This is a genomic window from Nonomuraea sp. B1E8 (assembly GCF_039871515.1).
Taxonomy (GTDB): Bacteria; Actinomycetota; Actinomycetes; order Streptosporangiales; family Streptosporangiaceae; genus Nonomuraea.
Genome location: NZ_JBDPLS010000011.1, coordinates 331,270 through 351,395, shown reverse-complemented (window position 1 = coordinate 351,395; position 20,126 = coordinate 331,270). Strand labels below are relative to the sequence as shown.

18 protein-coding genes are annotated in these 20,126 nt (G+C 70.6%); 15 read left to right on the top strand and 3 right to left on the bottom strand.

All coding sequences use genetic code 11. The features are described 5' to 3' along the window. Position 1: 1 nt before the first annotated feature. The 7 genes from ABGA98_RS32900 to ABGA98_RS32870 all read left to right on the top strand — a co-directional run bounded on the left by ABGA98_RS32900 (position 2) and on the right by ABGA98_RS32870 (position 7,330). A complete protein-coding gene (locus ABGA98_RS32900; protein ID WP_347622293.1) occupies positions 2-865 on the top strand; it encodes a hypothetical protein in 864 nt (287 codons plus the stop codon). A gap of 66 nt (positions 866-931) precedes the next feature. After that, entirely contained in the window at positions 932-2,560 is a 1,629-nt protein-coding gene (locus tag ABGA98_RS32895) for a lipid II flippase MurJ (RefSeq protein WP_347622292.1), read from the top strand. 197 nt (positions 2,561-2,757) lie between these two features. After that, positions 2,758-4,293 carry a glycosyltransferase family 4 protein gene (locus tag ABGA98_RS32890; RefSeq protein WP_347622291.1) on the top strand — a complete coding sequence of 512 codons (1,536 nt, stop codon included), beginning with the start codon at positions 2,758-2,760 and terminating at the stop codon, positions 4,291-4,293. A gap of 174 nt (positions 4,294-4,467) precedes the next feature. Then, entirely contained in the window at positions 4,468-5,451 is a 984-nt protein-coding gene (locus tag ABGA98_RS32885) for a TerC family protein (RefSeq protein ID WP_347622290.1), read from the top strand. Between the two features lie 108 nt (positions 5,452-5,559). Continuing rightward, positions 5,560-6,207 carry a phosphatidylserine decarboxylase gene (locus ABGA98_RS32880; RefSeq protein WP_347622289.1) on the top strand — a complete coding sequence of 216 codons (648 nt, stop codon included), beginning with the start codon at positions 5,560-5,562 and terminating at the stop codon, positions 6,205-6,207. After that, positions 6,194-7,018 (top strand): CDP-diacylglycerol--serine O-phosphatidyltransferase, encoded by an 825-nt coding sequence (pssA, locus tag ABGA98_RS32875; protein ID WP_347622288.1) that lies wholly within the window; start codon positions 6,194-6,196, stop codon positions 7,016-7,018. The genes ABGA98_RS32880 and pssA overlap by 14 nt, the downstream gene beginning before the upstream one ends. Positions 7,019-7,054: 36 nt before the next feature. After that, entirely contained in the window at positions 7,055-7,330 is a 276-nt protein-coding gene (locus tag ABGA98_RS32870; protein ID WP_347622287.1) for a hypothetical protein, read from the top strand. 17 nt (positions 7,331-7,347) lie between these two features. Here the strand turns inward: ABGA98_RS32870 and ABGA98_RS32865 are convergent, their stop codons facing one another. Next, entirely contained in the window at positions 7,348-8,004 is a 657-nt protein-coding gene (locus ABGA98_RS32865) for an MBL fold metallo-hydrolase (RefSeq protein ID WP_347622286.1), read from the bottom strand. Further along, the gene (locus tag ABGA98_RS32860; RefSeq protein WP_347622285.1) at positions 8,001-8,810 is read right to left on the bottom strand and encodes a maleylpyruvate isomerase family mycothiol-dependent enzyme; all 810 of its coding nucleotides are present in this window, start codon (positions 8,808-8,810) and stop codon (positions 8,001-8,003) included. The genes ABGA98_RS32865 and ABGA98_RS32860 overlap by 4 nt, the downstream gene beginning before the upstream one ends. Positions 8,811-9,024: 214 nt before the next feature. On the opposite strand from ABGA98_RS32860, the gene uvrA reads away from it, so the two are divergent. Beyond that, entirely contained in the window at positions 9,025-11,865 is a 2,841-nt protein-coding gene (gene uvrA, locus ABGA98_RS32855) for an excinuclease ABC subunit UvrA (RefSeq protein WP_347622284.1), read from the top strand. 235 nt (positions 11,866-12,100) lie between these two features. Here uvrA and ABGA98_RS32850 read toward each other — a convergent pair whose 3' ends face one another. Next, positions 12,101-12,862: a DUF2306 domain-containing protein gene (locus ABGA98_RS32850; RefSeq protein ID WP_347622283.1), complete on the bottom strand. Its 762-nt coding sequence runs from the start codon at positions 12,860-12,862 to the stop codon at positions 12,101-12,103. Positions 12,863-13,026: 164 nt separating this feature from the next. On the opposite strand from ABGA98_RS32850, the gene ABGA98_RS32845 reads away from it, so the two are divergent. The 7 genes from ABGA98_RS32845 (at position 13,027) to whiA (ending at position 20,025) form a co-directional block, all read left to right on the top strand. Beyond that, on the top strand, positions 13,027-13,521 hold the full coding sequence (locus tag ABGA98_RS32845) for a Rieske (2Fe-2S) protein (RefSeq protein WP_347622282.1): 495 nt from the start codon (positions 13,027-13,029) through the stop codon (positions 13,519-13,521). 148 nt (positions 13,522-13,669) lie between these two features. Further along, the gene (locus ABGA98_RS32840; protein WP_347622281.1) at positions 13,670-14,119 is read left to right on the top strand and encodes a Rieske (2Fe-2S) protein; all 450 of its coding nucleotides are present in this window, start codon (positions 13,670-13,672) and stop codon (positions 14,117-14,119) included. Between the two features lie 46 nt (positions 14,120-14,165). After that, positions 14,166-14,627 carry a Rieske (2Fe-2S) protein gene (locus tag ABGA98_RS32835; RefSeq protein ID WP_347622280.1) on the top strand — a complete coding sequence of 154 codons (462 nt, stop codon included), beginning with the start codon at positions 14,166-14,168 and terminating at the stop codon, positions 14,625-14,627. A gap of 107 nt (positions 14,628-14,734) precedes the next feature. Then, on the top strand, positions 14,735-16,639 hold the full coding sequence (gene uvrC / locus ABGA98_RS32830; protein ID WP_347622325.1) for an excinuclease ABC subunit UvrC: 1,905 nt from the start codon (positions 14,735-14,737) through the stop codon (positions 16,637-16,639). 127 nt (positions 16,640-16,766) lie between these two features. Next, positions 16,767-17,633, top strand: coding sequence for an RNase adapter RapZ (gene rapZ, locus ABGA98_RS32825; RefSeq protein WP_347622279.1), 867 nt, complete (start codon positions 16,767-16,769; stop codon positions 17,631-17,633). A gap of 422 nt (positions 17,634-18,055) precedes the next feature. After that, positions 18,056-18,973 (top strand): uridine diphosphate-N-acetylglucosamine-binding protein YvcK, encoded by a 918-nt coding sequence (yvcK, locus tag ABGA98_RS32820; RefSeq protein WP_347622324.1) that lies wholly within the window; start codon positions 18,056-18,058, stop codon positions 18,971-18,973. Between the two features lie 71 nt (positions 18,974-19,044). Then, complete coding sequence (gene whiA / locus ABGA98_RS32815) at positions 19,045-20,025, top strand: DNA-binding protein WhiA (RefSeq protein ID WP_026214667.1); 981 nt, start codon at positions 19,045-19,047, stop codon at positions 20,023-20,025. Positions 20,026-20,126: the final 101 nt, after the last annotated feature.

Below are 20,126 nucleotides of genomic sequence, written 5' to 3'. Positions count from 1 at the left end.
CATGCCTGCGAGCCGGGCCCGTGGCCTGCTCTACGCCCTAGCGGGAGCCGCGATCGGCGCCGTCGCCGCCCGCGCCGCCTACACCGCGTTCACCCGCAACCGGCCGGCCGAGCTGAGCGGCCGGTGGACGCGCAAGAACCACCGCGGCGAGCCCATCACCCTGCTGGAAGGCCCCGCTTTCGTCGCCGGCGCGGGCGCCGCCGCCGCGCTCACGCCCGGCATCCCCGGTCGCGTACGCGCCGCCGCGCTGCTCGCGGGCGCCGGCAGCGGCGCGCTCGGCGCCTACGACGACCTCTACGGCACCACGGCCTCCAAGGGCTTCAAGGGGCACCTGACCGCGCTCGCCCGCGGCGAGGTCACCAGCGGAGCCGTCAAGATCCTCGGCATCGGCGCCACCGGCCTCGGCGCCGCCGCCCTCGTCTCCGACGGCCCCGCCGACACCCTGGTCAACGGTGCGGCCATCGCCGGCGCAGCCAACCTCGCCAACCTCTTCGACCTGCGCCCGGGCCGTGCCATCAAGGTCGGCCTGCTCGCCGGCGGGCCGCTGCTCGCCGCCTCGGTCCTGCGTGACTCGCCCGCCGCCGCGGCGCTCGCCGCCGTCCCGCTCGGGGCCGCGGCCGCGCTGCTGCCCGACGACCTCGGCGAGCGCGCCATGCTCGGCGACGCCGGCGCCAACTCCCTGGGCGCGCTGCTCGGGCTCGCCGCTGTGACCAAGCTCGGCAGGCCAGGCCGCTACGTCCTGCTCGGCACCGTCGTGGCCCTGACCGCGGCCGCGGAGAAGATCAGCTTCACCAAGGTCATCGCCGGAAACCCGGTGCTCGATCGTCTCGACATGATGGGCCGCCGTCCCGTCGGCCCCGCGTGACCCGCCTTCTGTCGGTACGACCTGCCAGGATGTCCGCGTAAGCATGATCGTGCGCGGGGAGGCGGCGTGCGGGTGGTGACGGCGCGGGGCGTTGCCGGCGGGGCCCTGCTCATCGGGGCGCTCACGGTGCTGGCACGCATCGCCGGTTTCGCCAAGCAATATGCCTTCGCGCAGACGGTCGGCACCAACTGCCTGTCCACCGCCTACATGACGGCCAACCAGATCCCCAACATCGTGTTCGAGGTGGTCGTCGGCGGCGCCCTGGCGGGGATGGTCGTTCCCGTCCTCGCGGGGGCGTCCGGGCGCGGCGCGGACGCGGCTGACGGCGGCGGGCCCGGCGAGCGGGCAGGCTGGATCAGCTCGGCGCTGCTGACGTGGGTGGTCGTCGTGCTCGTCCCGCTGGGCGTGCTCACCGCGCTGCTCGCCGAGCCGATCACCGGGCTGTTCTTCGGCGACGTCATCGACGACTGCCGCGACGCCGGCGCTGTGACGGCCGTCGCCACCCGGATGCTGGTCGTCTTCGCCCCCCAGATCCCCCTGTACGGCGTCGCCGTCGTGCTCTACGGCGTGCTGCAGTCGCACAAGCGCTTCGCCGGGCCCGCGGTCGCGCCCCTGGTGTCCAGCATCGTGGTCATCGTGGCCTATCTGCTGTTCGTGCCGCTCAGCGGCGGGATCCGCGATCCCGCCGAGGTGCCGCGGGGGGCCGAGCTGGCGCTGTCGATCGGCACGAGCCTCGGCGTGCTGTCCCTGGTGCTGGCCGTGGCCGGCCCCGTGGCCCGGCTGGGCTTGCGGTGGCGGCCCACCTTACGTTTCCCCAGCGGCGTAGCCGTGCAGGTGCGCAGGCTCGCCCTGGCCGGGATCGCGGCCCTCCTCGCCCAGCAGGCCGCCATGATCGTGGTCCTTCTGCTGTCGAACAACGCGATCGGCAACGGCGCCATCACCATCTACAACTACGCGTGGGCGATCTACCTGATGCCGTACGCCGTGCTGGCCGTGCCCATCGCCACCAGCGCGTTCCCCCGGCTGTCCGCGCAGGCCGGCGACCCGGAGGCGTTCTCGGCGCTGGCCGCGCGCACGACGCGGGCCGTGGTGCTGGTGTCAGGGCTGGCCGCCGGGGTGCTGGCCGCCGCCTCAGGTCCGGGAGCCGTGGTGTTCCTCGGGGCCAGGAGCGAGGTGCCCGCGCCCGAGCTGGCCGCGGCGATCGCCCTGTTCGCTCCCGGTCTGGTGGGATACGGGCTCATCGCGCACGCGAGCCGGGTGCTGTACGCGGCCGGCCGTGGCCGGGCGGCCGCCACCGGCACCGTGGCGGGGTGGATGGTGGTGATGGCCGCACAGGTCGTCTTCGTGCTGCTGCTGCCCGAAGGGTGGAAGATCGGCGGGATGGCGCTCGGCATGAGCGTGGGCATGAGCGTGGGCGGGGCGCTGCTGCTCGTTTCGATCGTGCGGGCCCGGGGGCGCGGCGCCGTGGCGGGGCTCGCCAGGGCCGCCGGCGCCGCCGCTGCCGGTGGGGTGTCGGGCTACCTGGCGGGGACATCCGTGGCTGGACGGCTGGACTGGGGCGGCGGCTGGGCGAGCCTGGGGGCCGTGGTGGTGGCGGCGGCCGTCGCGCTGGCCGTGGGCGTCGGTGTCGTGGCCCTGGCGGACCGGCCCGACGCCGCGGCCGTCGCCGAGCTGCTGCGGCGCAGGCGGACGTGACCGGCGGGCATGGTGTGACCGTGCGCCGGTTGCGCGAGGCGCGGTGTTGTTCGGGGGGTGCCCGGCGGTCGTGAGCGGGCACGTATGGCGAACGGGTGTGTGCCGCGAACGGGCGTGCGCGGTGAGCGGGCGTGCGGTGAGCGGGTTCTTGCGGTGAGCGGCTCGTGCCGGTGGGCCGGGAGAGGAAGGAGAGGGTCGTGCGGGTGGCTTTCGTGCTGGGCACCACGTCCGGAGGCACCGGGCGGTATGTCCTGATGCTGGTTGAGGGGCTGGTGCGGCGGGGGCACCGGGTGCTCGTGGTCGGGCCACGCAGCGTGGAGGAGCAGTTCTCGTACGCCGGGGCCGGTGCGCGTTTCGTGGAGGTCGACGTCGCAGATCGGCCGCATCCGGTCAACGACCTGCGCGCGGTGCTGGCGATAAGGCGGCTGACGCGCGACGCGGACGTGGTGCACGCCCACGGGTTGCGGGCCGGGGCACTCGCCGCCCTGGCCAGGCCGGGCACCTTGGTCAGGCGAGGCACGGCGGCGGGCCCGGATGCGGTGGCGGCGCCGGGTGCGACCACCGGTTTCCGCGGGAGCTCTGGAACGGTGGCGGCGCCGGATGCGGCCGCAGGTTCAGGCGGGGGCTCTGGAACGGTGGCGGCGCCGGATGCGGCCGCAGGTCCACGCGGGAGCTCTGAAACGGTGCTGGAGCCGGACGGGGCGGACCGTCCGGGCTCGCGGGGAGCGGGGCACCCGGGGAAGGCCGGTGGGCGGGGGAGGAGCGCGCCCAGGCTGGTGGTCACGCTGCACAACGCGCTGACCGCCGGAGGCTTCGTCGGGGCCGTCTACGGGGTGCTGGAGCGGCTCGTGGCCAGGGGCGCCGGGCAGGTCGTCGTGGTGTCGCCCGACCTGGGCACGCGGATGGCCCGGCTCGGTGCCAGGGACGTGCGGGCCGCGGTGGTGCCCGCGCCCGTGCCGGGGCCGGCCAGGCGCACACCCCAGGAGGTCAGGGACGAACTGGACGCCGGCGAACGGCCGATCCTGCTGACCGTCGCCAGGCTCGCCCAGCAGAAGGGCCTCGAGACGCTGCTCGACGTCGCAGCCGGGCCGTGGGAGGAGGGCCGTGCGCCGGGGTCCGCTCCTACGTCTGCGGCTGAGCCTGCTTCTGAGCTTCGATCCGCCCCTGGGGTCGAGTCCCCTCTCGAGCCCGCGTCTGCGTCCGAACCGGCCTCTGCGTCCGAGCCTGCGCTTGGGTCGGGGCTCGGCGATGGGGCGGGGGCGGGGGCGGGTGGCGTACGCGGCGGCGCGAGGGTGCCCCTGTTCGTGGTGGCGGGTGACGGGCCCCTGCGCGTGGAGCTGCAGCGGAGGATCGACGCGGAACACCTTCCCGTGAGGTTGCTGGGGCACCGGGAGGATGTGCCCGACCTGTTGCATGCCGCCGTCGCCCTGGTGATGCCGAGCCGCTGGGAAGGGCAGCCGCTGACCCTGCGAGAGTCGCTGATGACGGGCACACCGGCGATCGCGTCCAATGTCGGTGGCATCCCAGAGATCCTGGGCAACGCTGGAATCCTCGTCCCATACGGGGACGTGGAGGGGTTGCGGAGGGCCGTACGGAAGCTGCTCGCAGAACCGGGAACCGCGGAGAGGCTCGCCGCGGAGGCCGGGCGGCGGGGGCGGGAGATGCCCGGCGAGGACGACGCCGTGCGGAGCGTGCTGACCGTCTACGGCGGGGAGGATCCCAAGGATGATTAGGCGGGATCAGGGCGTTCTCGTATACTGCCTGGGTTAGGGAGGGGAGTATCCCTTCGCGACAGCCTCGTCATCACGGTGCAGCCCCGCTCCACGGGGCCCCCGGGGCTGCCGGTCCGCAGGTGACGCGGGCGGGAGAGACCTCCGGCAATGATTCGTGTATGCCGGAGGCTTTGAGTGAGCGTACCCGTGTGGGCCTGGATCGCCGTGATCGGCGGTCTTCTTGTTGTGCTGGCCGTTGATCTGTGGATCGTCGACCGCGGCGAAGCCCGTGAGTTCTCCATGCGGCAGGCCGGCTACTGGGTGACGTTCTACGTCGTTTTGGCCGCGGCGTTCGGTGTCGTGTTGTGGACCACGTACGGCGGCGCCAAGGCGGGTGAGTTCTTCGCCGGCTACATCACCGAATACAGCCTCAGCGTCGACAATCTTTTCGTCTTTTTCATCATCATGGGCAGGTTCGCCGTGCCGCGGGCCTACCAGCACAAGGTTCTGCTCGTCGGCATCGTCCTCGCGCTCGTCATGCGCGGCATCTTCATCGCGCTCGGCGCCGCCGCGCTCCAGCGGTTCAGTTGGCTCTTCTACGTGTTCGGCGCCTTCCTCATCTACACCGCGGTCAACATCGTCCGTGACCACCTCAGGGGCAAAGAGGAAGAGGTCAACGAGAACATCCTGCTCCGGTGGGTGCGCGGGACGTTCCCCACGACCGAGGGGTATGTCGGGTCGAAGGTCACCGTCAAGATCGACGGCAAGCGCATGGTGACGCCGATGCTCATCGTGATGGTCGCGATCGGGAGCACCGATTTGTTGTTCGCGCTCGACTCGATCCCCGCCATCTTCGGGCTCACCAAGGATCCGTTCATCGTCTTCACGGCCAACGCGTTCGCCCTGATGGGGCTGCGTCAGCTGTACTTCCTCCTCGGTGGGCTTCTGCAGCGGCTCGTCTACATCAGCTATGGTTTGGCGTTCATCCTCGGGTTCATCGGGGTTAAGCTGGTTATGGAGGCCTTGCATGCCAGCCATGTCTCCTGGGCGCCCGAAATTCCTATCTGGGTGTCGCTCTCGGTCATCGGTGCAACCATGGTCATCACCACCGTGGCGAGCCTGGTCAAGGCCCGTATGGACACGCGCAAGGGCGAGGCGGCTCATTCAGAGCAGGTCTAGCTGTTGGACTTCGTGGCGCTTTGCTTGTGTAGTTGCGCTGTGTCATAGTTGCTAGCTTTGTAACGTCACAGCAAAGCGCCCAGTCCAGTCCACCACCAAAGGTTGTACGTGTCCGATTCTGCCAAGTCGAGCCGCGCAAACTCTGTCAGGCTCGCACGCGGGGTCTCCCCGTGGCTCATCCCCACAGCGGCCGCGGCGGCCGCCACCGCGTTGTTGACGCGCAGAGACCGGCGATGGGCGCTCGCGGCGGTGCCGCTGGGCGCGCTCACCGGGGGCATGCTCTGGTTCTTCCGCGATCCTGACCGCACGCCGGGTCAGGGACGCATCCTGTCGCCCGCCGACGGCGTGGTGCAGAGCATCGATCCGTGGCCGGACGGCCGCACCCGGATCGCGATCTTCATGAGCCCGCTGAACGTTCACGTCAATCGCGCCCCCCTTGCGGGAAATGTCACATCCGTGCAGCATGTGCCAGGTGGGTTCTTGCCGGCGTTCAACAAGGACAGCGACCAGAACGAGCGCGTGGTGTGGCATTTCGAGACCGCGCTGGGCGACATCGAGATGGTGCAGATCGCGGGCGCGGTGGCGCGCAGGATCGTGCCGTACCTGAGCGCGGGCGCGAAGGTCACGCCGGGCGAGCGAATCGGGCTCATCCGGTTCGGTTCGCGGGTCGACATCTACCTTCCCGAAGGGATCACTCCTGCGGTGTCCGTGGGAGAGAAGACAGTTGCGGGGGTGACCAGAATTGACCGCGGCTGACGCCGGTAGTTGGCAGGCGGATGAGGAAGAGCCTCGTGGCCCCGTCGGCAAGGCGTTCCGCCTGTCCGCCGCCGACTCCCTCTCGCTGGGCAACGCGGTCTGCGGGTTCATGGCGGTGTGCGTCCTGGCCTACTCCGCGATCATGCAGCTCCAGATGGCCGGTGGCCCGTTCGTGCCCAATCCGAGCTATTTCGCCACCGCCATCGTGCTGCTGCTCATCGGGGCGACGTGCGACCTGTTCGACGGCCTCGTCGCGCGGCGCTTCCGCGCGTCGGCGATGGGCGCCGAGCTCGACAACCTGGCCGACGTCATCAGCTTCGGGTTCGCGCCCGCGTTCATGGTCGTGATCTGGGGCGGGTTCACCGATCAGGTGCCGTTCACCGCGGTGCTGGTCGCGGCGGCGTCCGTGCTGGTCGCCGGGGTCGTGCGGCTGGCCAGGTTCGCCTGCGTCAAGACCAAGAGCGGCGACTTCATGGGCCTGCCGATCCCGATGGGCGCCATGACGGTGATCTCGATCGTGCTGCTGTTCCAGCCGAGCATCTATGCGCTGCTGGGCGTGCTCGGCGTGGCGTGGCTGATGGTCAGCCGGATCGAGTATCCCAAGCCGAAGGGCCAGCTCGCGGCGGTCGTGCTCGGTTGGATCATGGTGAACGTGGCGTTCCTCACGTTCTGGGTCGCCTGGCCGGAAGGGGGCGACCTGCCGATCAAGATCGGCGCGAGCATGCAGATCGCGCTCGTGGCGGCGATTCCGCTCCGGATGCTCTTCTACAAGCGCGAACTCCGTAAAGAAGCCGAGCGCATCGGCAACTGATGGGATTTCCCGCCCGCCGTCGGATGTGATGGAACCATGCCGGCCCAGCCACGCGAGCACACGCGCACCTACTTCCTCGCCAAGCTGGCCGAGGAACTGGAGCAACGCGGACTGACCGCCACGCTGCGGTCCCATCCGCCGGCGTTGCGGATCAGCGATCCCGACACGATCCTGCTGGCCGAGACCGTCGACTGCGTACCCCTCTCGGAGGGGTGGTTCTACCGGTGGTCGTGGGGCGAGCTCGTCGGCCTGGCCGACGATCCCGCCCTCGCGGCCGAGCGGATCGTGCACGTGCTCGCCGCCCGGCACTGACCCTTGCCCGCGCGCGACTACCAGCCGCGGGCCTTCCACTCGGGCAGCGCAGGGCGCTCGGCCCTGAGCGTCGTGTCCTTGCCGTGGCCCGGATAGACCCAGGTCTCGTCGGGGAGGCGGTCGAAGACGCGCTCCACCACGTCGTTGTAGAGCTGGGTGAACCGCTCGGGATCCTTCCACGTGTTGCCGACGCCGCCGGGGAACAGGGAATCTCCGGTGAAAAGGTGATGGCCCGCCTCGCCGCCGTCGTAGAGCAGCGCGATCGACCCTGGCGTGTGCCCCCGCAGGTGGATGACCTCAAGGCTGACCGCGCCGACGGTGATCGTGTCGCCGTGCTCGACCGTGCGGTTGACCGGCACGGGCAGCTCGGGCGCGTCGAGCGGATGGGCGATCGCCTGAGCCCCGGTCACCCTGATCACCTGCTCCAGCGCCTGCCAGTGGTCGGGGTGCTGGTGCGTGGTGACGACCGCGCGGATCGGCTGGTCGGCGATCAGCGCCAGCAGACGGTCGGAGTCGGCGGCCGCGTCGATGAGCAGGCCCTCGCCCGTCTCCGTGCAGCGCAGCAGATAGGCGTTGTTGTCGTAAGGGCCGACGGCGAGCTTGGAGATAGTGAGCGCGGGCAGCTCTCGCACGTCGGCGGGGCCACCGACCTGGACGTCACCTGTATAGGTCATGGGTAGTCCTCCGGGGGCGTCGCGGGCAGATCAGCGGGGGCCGTAGCCGTCAGCCACGGCGGAGGCGCCGGAAGCGCCGCCGGGTCTGGTGTCGACAACCGCCCCATGGGCACCAGCGTAACGCCCTCGCCGCCCGACCTGCCGGTGAGCCAGGCCAGCACGGCCGCGGGGGCTCCTTCGACGGCGGGGCCGGAGCCGAGCCGCGGCCACCTGGCGACGATCCCGCCCGACTGGCTCCTGAGGACGATTTCGCTCACCGTGCCGCCGTCGCGGGGCCAGCACGCCCGGCAGTCGTGGAGCTCCCGGGCGACGAACGGCTCCGGCCAGTCCGCCGGGCCGTACCCGGCGTCGAGGTCCACGTGGTGGAAGCCGACCTCGCGCAGGCGGCGTACGAGGAGGTACCAGGCGGGGTGCGGCGGCGGGCGCATGCCCTCCACCCGCGCGGACCAGCACTCGTCCGGCATGTCGCGGATCGCGGCGGCCACGCGGGCGGCGCCCTCCTCGAGGTCGGCCAGGTGACGGGCGACCGGGCGAGTGGCCGCGGCCTCGATCGCCGTGGCCCTGGCCTGGAGTGAGGCGTACTGCGGGGTTCGTACGCCGGTCCTGGCCCAGGCCAGCAGGTTGAGGTGGGAGCCGGCGTTCTGGGCGACGTGGGCGAGCACGTGGCCCCTGGTCCAGCCCGGCAGGAGGGAAGGGGCGCCCAGGTCGGCGTCACTGAGCGACGCGGCCGTGGCCAGCAGCCGGTTGGTCGCGGCGGAGAGTTCGGCTTGGAGCGCGGGTAGGACCACCCTGTCTGGATTTTTCATCATTTCTGGGTGTCCCCACTGGATCGGGGATGAAAGCAGCAGGTCAGGAGGTTGAGCGGTGAAGGGCTCCTGCGAGGTGGGAGATGGCCGTAACCTGTGATGGACGCGTTTCGGGGGCCGGTCACTCGCACGTGAGTCCGCGCCGCCGAAATTGTCGGAGCCCCCGTCTACCATCCGCCGTGGACCTATCCGCCTTTCGACCTCCGGGATCGCCGTGGCAGACCGCCTGATCGTGCGTGGTGCACGAGAACACAACCTCAAAGACGTCTCGCTCGACCTGCCGCGAGACTCGCTGATCGTCTTCACCGGCCTGTCCGGCTCCGGGAAGTCGAGCCTGGCCTTCGACACGATCTTCGCCGAAGGCCAGCGGCGCTATGTCGAGTCGTTGTCGGCCTATGCCCGCCAGTTCCTCGGTCAGATGGACAAGCCCGACGTCGACTTCATCGAGGGCCTGTCTCCCGCGGTGTCGATCGACCAGAAGGCGACCAGTAAAAACCCCCGCTCGACGGTCGGCACGATCACCGAGGTCTACGACTACCTCAGGCTGCTGTGGGCGCGCATCGGCAAGCCCCACTGCCCGGTGTGCACCCGCCCGATCGCCAGGCAGACCCCGCAGCAGATCGTCGACCGGGTGATGGACCTCGACGAGGGCACCCGTTTCCAGGTGCTCGCCCCGGTCATCAGGGGCCGCAAGGGCGAATACGCCGAGTTGTTCCGCGAGTTGCAGACCAAGGGCTTCGCCCGGGCCAGGGTCGACGGCACCGTCGTACGCCTGGAGGAGCCGCCCACCCTGAAGAAGTACGAGAAGCACGACATCGAGGTCATCGTCGACCGCCTGTCGGTCAAGGAGTCGGCCCGGCGCAGGCTGACCGACTCGGTCGAGACGGCGTTGCAGTTGTCCGGCGGCACCATCACGCTCGAGTTCGTCGATCTCCCCGAAGACGACCCCAACCGCGAGCGCTTCTATTCCGAGCACCTCTACTGCCCCTACGACGACCTGTCGTTCGAGGAGCTGGAGCCGCGCTCGTTCTCGTTCAACTCGCCGTTCGGCGCCTGCCCCGAGTGCACGGGCCTGGGCACCAAGATGGAGGTCGACCCCGACCTGGTGGTCCCCGACCCCGAGCGCACACTGCGCGACGGCGCGCTGCACCCGTGGTCGGGCGGCCACACCAGCGAATACTTCAGCAGGCTGGTCGAGGCGCTCGGCCACACGGTCGGATTCACGCTCGACACGTCGTGGGAGAAGCTGCCGAAGAAGGCGCAGAAGTCACTGCTGTACGGCCACGACGAGCAGGTGCACGTCCGCTACAGCAACCGTTACGGCAGGCAGCGCTCCTACTACACGACCTACGACGGCGTCATCCCATGGGTGCAGCGCAGGCACGCGGAGGCGGAGAGCGACACGGCCCGCGAGCGGTTCGAGGGCTACATGCGGGAGATCCCGTGCCCCACCTGCAAGGGGGCCAGGCTCAAGCCGGTCACCCTCGCCGTGACGGTGGCAGGGAAGTCGATCGCCGAGGTGGCGGCGATGTCGATCGGCGAGTGCGCGAAGTTCCTGGCCGCGCTCAAGTTGTCCGACCGCGACATGCAGATCGCCGAGCGGGTGGTCAAGGAGATCAACGCCCGCATGGGCTTCCTGCTCGACGTCGGCCTCGACTATCTCACCATGGACCGCGCGGCCGCGACCCTCGCGGGCGGCGAGGCCCAGCGCATCAGGCTGGCCACCCAGATCGGCTCCGGCCTGGTCGGTGTCCTTTACGTGCTCGACGAGCCGTCCATCGGCCTGCACCAGCGTGACAACATGCGCCTGCTCGACACGCTGGTCAGGCTGCGCGACATGGGCAACACGCTGATCGTCGTCGAGCACGACGAGGACACGATCGCGGCGGCCGACTGGGTCGTCGACATCGGGCCGGGCGCCGGCGAGCACGGCGGCCAGGTGGTCGTCTCCGGCACGGTCCAGGACCTGCTCACCAGTGAGGGGTCGCTCACCGGGCAATACCTGTCTGGGCGCAGAAGCATCCCGATTCCCGCCAACCGCCGAAAGCGCGACAAGAAGCGGCAGATCACCGTCAAGGGTGCGCGCGAGCACAACCTCCAGGGCGTCGACATCGAATTCCCGCTGGGCGTGTTCACGGCGGTGACCGGCGTGTCGGGCTCCGGCAAGTCGACGCTGGTCAACGACATCCTCTACAACGCGCTGGCCAAGGAGCTCAACGGCGCCCGCACGGTGCCGGGGCGGCACTCGCGGATCAACGGCATGGACCAGGTCGACAAGGTCGTTCACGTCGACCAGTCGCCCATCGGGCGCACGCCACGCTCCAACCCGGCCACCTACACCGGCGTGTTCGACCACGTGCGGAAACTGTTCGCGGCCACGTCCGAGGCCAAGGTGCGCGGCTACCAGCCGGGGCGCTTCAGCTTCAACGTCAAGGGCGGCCGCTGCGAGGCGTGCGCGGGCGACGGCACCATCAAGATCGAGATGAACTTCCTGCCCGACGTCTACGTCCCCTGCGAGGTCTGCCACGGCGCCCGCTACAACCGGGAGACGCTGGAGGTCCACTACAAGGGCAAGACGATCGCCGAGGTGCTCGACATGCCGATCGAGGAGGCCCTCGGCTTCTTCGACGCGATCCCCGCGATCAAGCGCCACCTGCAGACGCTCAACGACGTGGGCCTGGGCTACGTGCGTCTCGGACAGCCGGCCACGACCCTGTCCGGCGGCGAGGCGCAGCGCGTCAAGCTCGCCTCCGAGCTGCAGCGACGGCAGACCGGCCGGACGATCTACGTGCTCGACGAGCCGACCACCGGCCTGCACTTCGAGGACATCCGGCGGCTGCTCGGCGTGCTCGGGCGGCTGGTCGACGGCGGCAACACGGTGATCGTCATCGAGCACAACCTCGACGTCATCAAGACCGCCGACTGGATCATCGACATGGGGCCCGAGGGCGGGTCGCGCGGCGGCACGCTCGTCGCCAGCGGCACGCCGGAGGAGGTCGCCCTCGTGGACGAGAGTCACACGGGGCGGTTCCTGCGCAAGATCCTGGCGCACTGACCTCCGTACGAGCGGCGCATCGCCGGGCGGCGACAGGGGCGCGGCCGGGCGGGGCGTGGTCCGCAGGGCGGCGACGGCCCGGGTTCGTGGTGGTCGCCCCACTGCGGTTCACGGGTCGGTGGCGGTTCACGGCGTGACGGTTGTCACGCCGTGGCTGACGAATCGGTGGTGGGCCGTCGTGCCCGATCGGGTGTGCGGTGCAGCGCCGGGTTTCGCTCGCAGGGCTCGGGGTGGTTCAGCTCTGCGGCGTACGGAGGTCCGCTGCCACCGGCGTCGTTGCCGCGTGCCTGCGGGCGAGGCGGCGGCGCTTGGCGGCGTCGCCGCGCTCCAGCCACCACTCGGCCAGCAGCAGCGGCAGCACCCAGCCCAGCCAGGCGCTCAGCGCCGCCACCGTGTTCCCCATGACGGCCTCGTCGCCGCCGAACGTCGTTTCGAGCTGCGGTGTGAACAGGATGATCAGCGCCACGCCATAAAGACGGTTCGTGATGATGGACATGGTCAGGGCGAAACTGCGCACCATCCACCTGCGGTGATCGACGAACCTGCGCTGCCTGGCCATCCGCCATCCGGCGAACGTGCAGCCCAGCCAGAGCAGCGCCAGCAGCACGTTGCTGACCATGCTCACCGGGCCCCACGGGGTGGCCACCCCGACCACCAGGCCCATGACCCCGCTGGGAAGGCAGCCGCCGAAGACGTACACGCGGCCGATCCAGCGGTGCGCTCGCGGATGACGCGCGCGGAACCAGGGCCAGATCTGCAGGCAGCACGTGATCATCGCCACCGAGCCGAACACGACGTGCGCCGAGAGGACCACGAAGTGCGGCGGGAAGAAGTCCGGTGCGGGGACGCGCGACTGGCTCGGATCCAGGGACAGGTACGGCGGGAGCGAGAACGCGACGAACGCCGCCGCCACCACCATCAGCGGCGCCACCCAGGGACGCCGCCACCATCGGGGCCTGTCGGGTGCGGCGGGCGGCTGTGTCGAGGACAGAGTCATGACCGCAGATTCGGCGCCGCCGCTGACCGCGCGCCTACCACCCGCTGACCGGACCGAGGGGGCAGGCCCATAAAGTTGACTTTGACAGCGGCCTGACCTGCAGGGGGTCAGTGGCGACGCGAAGGGTCGGCAGAACAATGACGGTTACGGAGCCGGGCGGAGCCATGCCCGGAAACAGGCACGAGCCGGCGGCCGGGCAGGGTCACGCTCCGGCGGCGGGGCCGGCGCACGCTCCGGCGGGGCGCGGGTGTGCGCCGGGGACCAGCGGGCCCGGGCGGCGTGCGGTGCTGGGAGCGGCCGGGGTGGCGGCGTGCGGGCTGGCGCTCGCCGGCTGCGGGGCGGGCGGAGCCGAGCCCAAGCCGAGCCTCAAGGGCAAGGTTCTCGCCAAGACGGCTGACGTGCCCGTGGGCGGGGGCACGCTGGTCGAAGACCTGAAGATCGTGGTCACGCAGCCGACGCAGGGCGTTTACAAGGCGTTCAGCGCGCTCTGCCCCCACAAGGGCTGCGTCGTCAGCACGCCCGAGGACAACGTCATCGCGTGCGCCTGCCACGGCAGCGAGTTCGCCGCCGACAGCGGGAAGGCCACCAAGGGCCCCGCCACCGGCGCGCTGGCCTCGTACCAGGTCAGGGTCGAGGGCGACGGCATCGTGGTCGCCTGACGTGGCGCGGAGCGGTGGGCTGAACAGGTAAATGTGCGTGGTCACCGGGATTGGGCTCAGGCACGCTGAACCGGCGCGGGAGCGCTGCCGTACCTGAAGTGGAACCGATCTGGGAGGACGCACCATGACGGAGACGACACGCCGGAATGTGGTGCTCGGCGCTGGAGGTGCCGGGCTCGCGGCGATTCTGACGGCCTGCGCGAGCTACGGTTCGCCGACGACGGAAGCGGTCGCGGAGCCACCGGCGGAGGAGCCGTCGTCTGAGGCGCCGGAGAAGAAGCCGGAGAAAAAGAAGGCGGCGGCCGGCGGAGGAAAGGCTCTGGCCGACACCAGCGACATCCCCGAGGGCGGCGGGAAGGTCTTCGAGAACGAGAAGGTCGTCGTCACGCAGCCGACCGCGGGCGATTTCAAGGCGTTCAGCGCGGTGTGCACCCACGCGGGGTGCACCGTCGCCACGGTCTCGAACAACACGATCAACTGCCCGTGCCACGGCAGCAAGTTCAGCATCGAGGACGGCTCGGTGGCGGACGGGCCGGCCGGCGGGCCGCTCGAGGAAAAGAAGATCAGCGTGGACGGCGATAAGATCAGACTCGCCTAAACCTTGTCTCATGATTTTCTCACCTAGGTGCGTTTGGGTGAGGCGCATGGGAAACGACCTTCAGAGCCGCCGGGCGGTGATCGCGGGTGTCGGGGCCAGTGGCCTCGCGCTGGCGGTCACCGCGTGTGGCGGCGGCACGGACACCGCACAGGACGCCGGCACTGCCGCGGAGTCGAGCGCACCTCAGTCGAGCGCACCTGAGTCCGGCGCGCCGCAGGCCGGTGGTGCGCTGGCCAAGACCGCTGACATCCCCGTCGGCGGCGGCACGATCTTCAAGGACCAGAAGATCGTGATCACCCAGCCCACCGAGGGCGACTTCAAGGCGTTCAGCGCGCTGTGCTCGCACAAGGGCTGCCCGGTCGCCAGCGTCGAGGGCGGTTCGATCGTCTGCCCGTGCCACGGCAGCAAGTTCGCGATCGCCGACGGCGCGGTGACCGACGGCCCTGCCGACAAGCCGCTGGCGGCGCAGGAGATCAAGGTTGACGGCGACCAGATCACCCTGGCTTAGCGGGCGCGGCCGGCCGGTCGCGCCGTGGCGCGGGCGCGGCGGGACGGGCAACCTTGTCGGTAGGGGCTACTAGTCTTTGAACCGTGGCGAGATCAGCGGGCAGCCCCTTGAGTTTCCGGCCCAGACCAGGCGCGATCCCCGATTCCCCGGGGGTCTACCGGTTCAGGGACGCGCACGGCCGGGTGATCTACGTCGGCAAGGCCAAGAGCCTGCGCCAGCGGCTCAACTCCTACTTCGCCGACTTCTCCGCGCTCCACCCGCGCACCCAGTCGATGCTGACCACGGCGGCCGACGTCGACTGGACGGTGGTGGGCACCGAGGTCGAGGCGTTGCAGCTCGAATACTCCTGGATCAAGGAGTTCGACCCGCGCTTCAACGTGAAATACCGCGACGACAAGTCCTACCCCTATCTCGCGGTCACCATGGCCGACGACTTTCCGCGCGTGCAGGTCATGCGCGGGGCCAAGCGCAAGGGCACACGTTACTTCGGCCCCTACTCCCACGCGTGGGCCATCCGCGAGACGGTCGACCTGCTGCTGCGGGTCTTCCCTGTGCGCACGTGCAGCGCCGGCGTGTTCAAGCGGGCCGGGCAGATCGGCCGGCCGTGTCTGCTCGGCTACATCGACAAGTGCTCGGCCCCGTGCGTCGGCCGGGTCACCCCGGAGGAGCACCGCGAGCTCGCCGAAGACTTCTGCGACTTCATGGCGGGCAACACCAGCCGCTTCATCAAGCGGCTGGAGAAGGAGATGCGCGAGGCGGCCGCCGAGCAGGAATACGAGCGTGCCGCGCGGCTGCGCGACGACGTCCAGGCGCTCCAGCGCGCCCTCGAGAAGCAGGCGGTCGTGCTCGGCGAGGGCACCGACGCCGACGTGATCGCGCTCGCGGAAGACCCGCTCGAAGCCGCCGTGCAGGTCTTCTACGTGCGCGGCGGCCGCATCCGCGGCCAGCGCGGCTGGGTGATCGACAAGGTCGAGGAGATCACGCCGGGCGAGCTGGTCGAGCAGTTCCTGCTGCAGATGTACGCCGAGGCGAGCCCCGACGCGATGCCCCGCGAAGTGCTCGTGCCCGCGCTGCCGCCAGACCACGAGGCGGTCGCCGAGCTGCTGACCGAGCAGCGGCGCGCCCGCGTCGAGGTGCGCGTGCCCCAGCGCGGCGACAAGAGGTCGCTGATGGAGACGGTCGAGCGCAACGCCCAGGAGTCGCTCGCCCAGCACAAGGTCCGCCGGGCCGGCGATCTGACCACGCGCAGCAAGGCCCTGCAGGAGATCGCCGACGCGCTCGACCTCGACCAGGCGCCGCTGCGGATCGAATGCTACGACGTCTCCCACCTTCAGGGGGAGAACGTCGTGGCGTCGATGGTGGTGTTCGAGGACGGCCTGGCGCGCAAAAGCGAATATCGCCGCTTCGCCGTCAAGACCAAGGAGGGCGACGTCGCATCGATCCACGAGGTGATCATGCGGCGCTTCCGCCGCTACCTCGAAGAACGCTCCGCCACCGGTGAGCTGACCCCCGACACCGAGGACGGCCACGGCCCGATCGATCCCGAGACGGGCAAGCCCCGCAAGTTCGCCTATCCACCCAACCTGGTGGTGGTCGACGGCGCGGGGCCCCAGGCGGCCGCCGCGCAGCGGGCGCTCGACGAGCTCGGCATCGACGACGTGGCCGTGTGCGGCCTGGCCAAGCGGCTGGAGGAGGTCTGGCTGCCCGGCGACGACCAGCCCGTGATCATGCCTCGTTCAAGCGAGGGCCTTTATCTGTTGCAGCGCGTGCGTGACGAGGCGCATCGGTTCGCCATCACTTACCATCGTTCCAAGAGGTCCAAGACGGTGAAGGAGAGCGCGCTCGACGGCGTTCCAGGTCTCGGGCCGGCGCGCAGGCAAGCGCTTCTCAAGCACTTCGGCTCCGTGAAGAAGCTCCGTGCGGCCACGGCCGCCGAGATCTGCGAGGTTCCCGGCATCGGCCCGTCCATCGCCGAGGTGATCGTGTCGACGCTGAAGGGAGATTCGCCTTGATCTCGCCAGGATGCCAGGACGTGCACGTCGCCGGCCGCCCGCTTGCCCGCCTCCGCTATGGTGATGAGGCCGGGAGGGCCGCTGACATGGACATTCGTGAGGCCGAGCCGGCGGACGGAGTGAGACAATGAGCACCGAGCCGGCGTTCGTCATCGTCACCGGCATGTCGGGCGCGGGGCGCAGCACGGCGGCCAAAGCGCTTGAGGACCTGGGCTGGTTCGTCATCGACAACCTGCCGCCCGGGCTGTTGTTCGCGATGGCCGAGGAGGCGGGCAAGGTCAAGCTGGCCGCCGACAAGGTGGCGGCCGTCGTCGACGTGCGCAGCCTGGCCTTCACCACCGACCTCAACGCCGCCATCGAGGAGCTCGAAGGGCGCGGCGTGCGCGTACGGGTGGTGTTCCTGGAAGCCAGCGACGAAGAGCTGGTGCGCCGGTTCGAGAACGTCCGCAGGCCGCATCCGCTGCAGGGCGAGGGGCGTCTGGTCGATGGCATCGCCAGGGAGCGGGGCATCCTGCGTGAGGTCAGGGCCAACGCCGACCTCGTGATCGACACGTCGTCGCACAATGTGCACGAGCTGCGTCACAAGATCGTCTCCTTCTTCGGCGGGGAGGATCGGCCGGGACTGCGGGTCAACGTCGTGTCGTTCGGGTTCAAGTACGGGCTCCCGGTCGACGCCGACCTCGTGGTCGACTGCCGCTTCCTGCCCAACCCGCACTGGGTGCCCGACCTGCGGCCGATGAACGGGCTCGACACCCCGGTCCGCGACTACGTGCTCGGCCAGCCAGGGGCCAAGGAGTTCCTCGACGCCTACGAGGAGGTGCTGCAGGTGGTCGCCGCCGGCTACGCGCGCGAGGGCAAGAGCTACGCCACGCTCGCGGTCGGTTGCACGGGCGGCAAGCACCGCAGCGTCGCCATGGCCGAGCAGGTCGCCGCCCGCCTGCGCGACCGCGGGATGGAGGTCCAGGTGAGCCATCGGGATGTGGGGCGGGAGTGACCGATGAGGGCGTCCAAGCCGCCTCGCCGCATCCGGTAGCCGGCGGGGAGCGAGCTCCGCGCGGCGGTGCGGGGGACGTCGCCGAGGGCCCGGCGGAGAGTGGCCCGGGTGAAGGTACCGGGGGTCCCTCGGGAAGTGGTGCCGGCGGGGTTGTCGTGCATCCGTCGGGGAGTGACTCGGGCGGAGTCGTTGCGGGCTCGGCGAATGGCGTAAGGGTGCCGGGTGCGGGTGCGGCCCTCCCCGGTGGTGGCGTGGCGCCTCTCGGTGATGGCGCGCGAGCGCGGGGCGACGTCGCACATGAGGGTGTGCGGTCCCTGAATGCGGACGCTGACGATGGTGAGGACTTCACGGGCGGTGACGCCAGGTCGCTGGCTGCCGGCCCGGATGGGCGCGGGGCCCGGGCCGGCGGGATCGGGCCGAAAGTGGTGGCGCTCGGAGGCGGGCACGGGCTCTACGCCTCCCTGTCGGCCTTACGCATGGTCACCGACCAGCTGACCGCCGTGGTGACCGTCGCCGACGACGGCGGATCGAGCGGCCGGTTGCGCCGCGAGCTCGGCGTGCTGCCGCCCGGCGACCTGCGGATGGCGCTGGCCGCTCTGTGCGGCGACGACGAGTGGGGCAGCACGTGGAGCGAGGTCGTGCAGCACCGCTTCCGCAGCGAGGGCGAGCTGCACGGGCACGCCGTGGGCAACCTGCTGATCGTCGCGCTGTGGGAACTGCTCGGCGACTCCGTGGCCGGGCTCGACTGGGTCGGACGGCTGCTCGGCGCGCACGGCCGGGTGTTGCCGATGGCGTCGGTGCCACTCGACATCGTTGCCGAGGTGGAGCTGGACGGCGTCATCTCGACCGTACGCGGGCAGGTGGCGTGTGCGCTGACGCCCGGCAGGGTGCAGGCGATCTCGCTCGTCCCCGAAGACCCGCCGGCGCGGCCCGAGGCCGTCGCGGCCGTGCTCGACGCCGACTGGGTGGTGTTCGGGCCCGGGTCGTGGTTCACCAGCGTGTTGCCGCACCTCAAGGTGCCCGAGCTGGCCAGGGCCCTGCACGCGACCAGCGCCAGGCGGCTCGTCACGCTCAACCTGGCGCCCCAGCCGGGCGAGACCGACGACTTCTCTCCCCAGCAACATCTGGAGGTGCTCAGACAGCACGCTCCCGACTTGTCGATGGACGTCGTGCTCGCCGACACCGGGATCGTCGACGATCCCGGCGCGCTGGAGAAAGCCGCCGCCGCCTTCGACGCCCGGCTGGTGATGGCCGACGTGGCGGCCGCTGATGGCTCTCCCCGGCATGACCCACGACGTCTTGCCTCCGTCCTGGACGAGATTTTCCTCCAGAAGCGTTGATCCTGGTCGGCGTGGCGCCAAGGTGCGAGAGACTGACGGGAGCCGGTCTGAATGGGGGAGGACTAACGCTTATGGCGATGACAGGTGTGGTGAAAGACGAGCTGAGCCGCCTGCCGGTGCTGAAGCCGTGCTGCCGCAAGGCGGAGGTTTCGACGCTGCTGCGGTTCGCCAGCGGCCTGCACCTGGTGGGCGGGCGGATCGTGATCGAGGCCGAGCTCGACACCAACGCCACGGCGCGGCGGCTGATCAAGGACATCGGTGAGGTGTTCGGACACAAGGCGGAGGTCCTGGTGCTCGCGCCCGCCGGGCTGCGCAAGGGCTCGCGCTACGTGGTCCGCGTCTACCGCGACGGCGAGGCGCTCGCCCGGCAGACGGGCCTCATCGACAACCACGGCCGGCCGGTTCGCGGGCTGCCCCGCCAGGTGGTGGCGGGGGCGGCCTGCGACGCCGAGGCCGCCTGGCGCGGGGCCTTCCTCGCCCACGGCTCGCTGACCGAGCCGGGCCGCTCGATGTCGCTCGAGGTCACCTGCCCGGGGCCGGAGGCCGCCCTCGCGCTGGTGGGCTCGGCACGGCGGCTGAAGATCCACGCCAAGGCGCGCGAGGTGCGCGGCGTCGACCGCGTCGTGGTGCGCGACGGCGACGCGATCAGCGCGCTGCTCACCCGGCTCGGGGCGCACGACAGCGTGCTCGCCTGGGAGGAGCGGCGCATGCGCCGCGAGGTGCGGGCCACCGCCAACCGGCTGGCCAACTTCGACGACGCCAACCTGCGGCGCTCGGCACGGGCCGCGGTGGCGGCCGGAGCGCGGGTGCAGCGGGCGCTCGAGATCCTCGGCGACGAGGCGCCCGAACACCTGGTCGTGGCCGGACGGTTGCGGGTGGAGCACAAGCAGGCGTCCCTGGAGGAACTGGGGCAGATCGCCGACCCGCCGCTGACGAAGGACGCGATCGCCGGCCGCATCCGGCGGCTGCTCGCCATGGCCGACAAGCGCGCCTCCGACCTGGGCATCCCCAACACCGAGGCCAATCTCACCGTCGACATGCTCGCCCCCTGACCGTCGTTACGGTGCTTCCCCCCGCACCGACCTTTTCCCATCCTTTACGGCACAGCACAGTGCACCGCACGCGCCGACGTGGGTTGCCGTCTGTCCTGGCC

Coding starts and splice junctions, on each gene's coding strand:
- ABGA98_RS32900 (WP_347622293.1), top strand. CDS start 2: ATGCCTGCGAGCCGGGCCCGTGGCCTGCTCTACGCCCTAGCGGGAGCC.
- ABGA98_RS32870 (WP_347622287.1), top strand. CDS start 7,055: ATGCCGGCCCAGCCACGCGAGCACACGCGCACCTACTTCCTCGCCAAG.
- ABGA98_RS32865 (WP_347622286.1), bottom strand. CDS start 8,004: ATGACCTATACAGGTGACGTCCAGGTCGGTGGCCCCGCCGACGTGCGA.
- ABGA98_RS32860 (WP_347622285.1), bottom strand. CDS start 8,810: ATGAAAAATCCAGACAGGGTGGTCCTACCCGCGCTCCAAGCCGAACTC.
- ABGA98_RS32850 (WP_347622283.1), bottom strand. CDS start 12,862: ATGACTCTGTCCTCGACACAGCCGCCCGCCGCACCCGACAGGCCCCGA.
- ABGA98_RS32845 (WP_347622282.1), top strand. CDS start 13,027: ATGCCCGGAAACAGGCACGAGCCGGCGGCCGGGCAGGGTCACGCTCCG.
- ABGA98_RS32835 (WP_347622280.1), top strand. CDS start 14,166: ATGGGAAACGACCTTCAGAGCCGCCGGGCGGTGATCGCGGGTGTCGGG.
- rapZ (WP_347622279.1), top strand. CDS start 16,767: ATGAGCACCGAGCCGGCGTTCGTCATCGTCACCGGCATGTCGGGCGCG.
- whiA (WP_026214667.1), top strand. CDS start 19,045: ATGGCGATGACAGGTGTGGTGAAAGACGAGCTGAGCCGCCTGCCGGTG.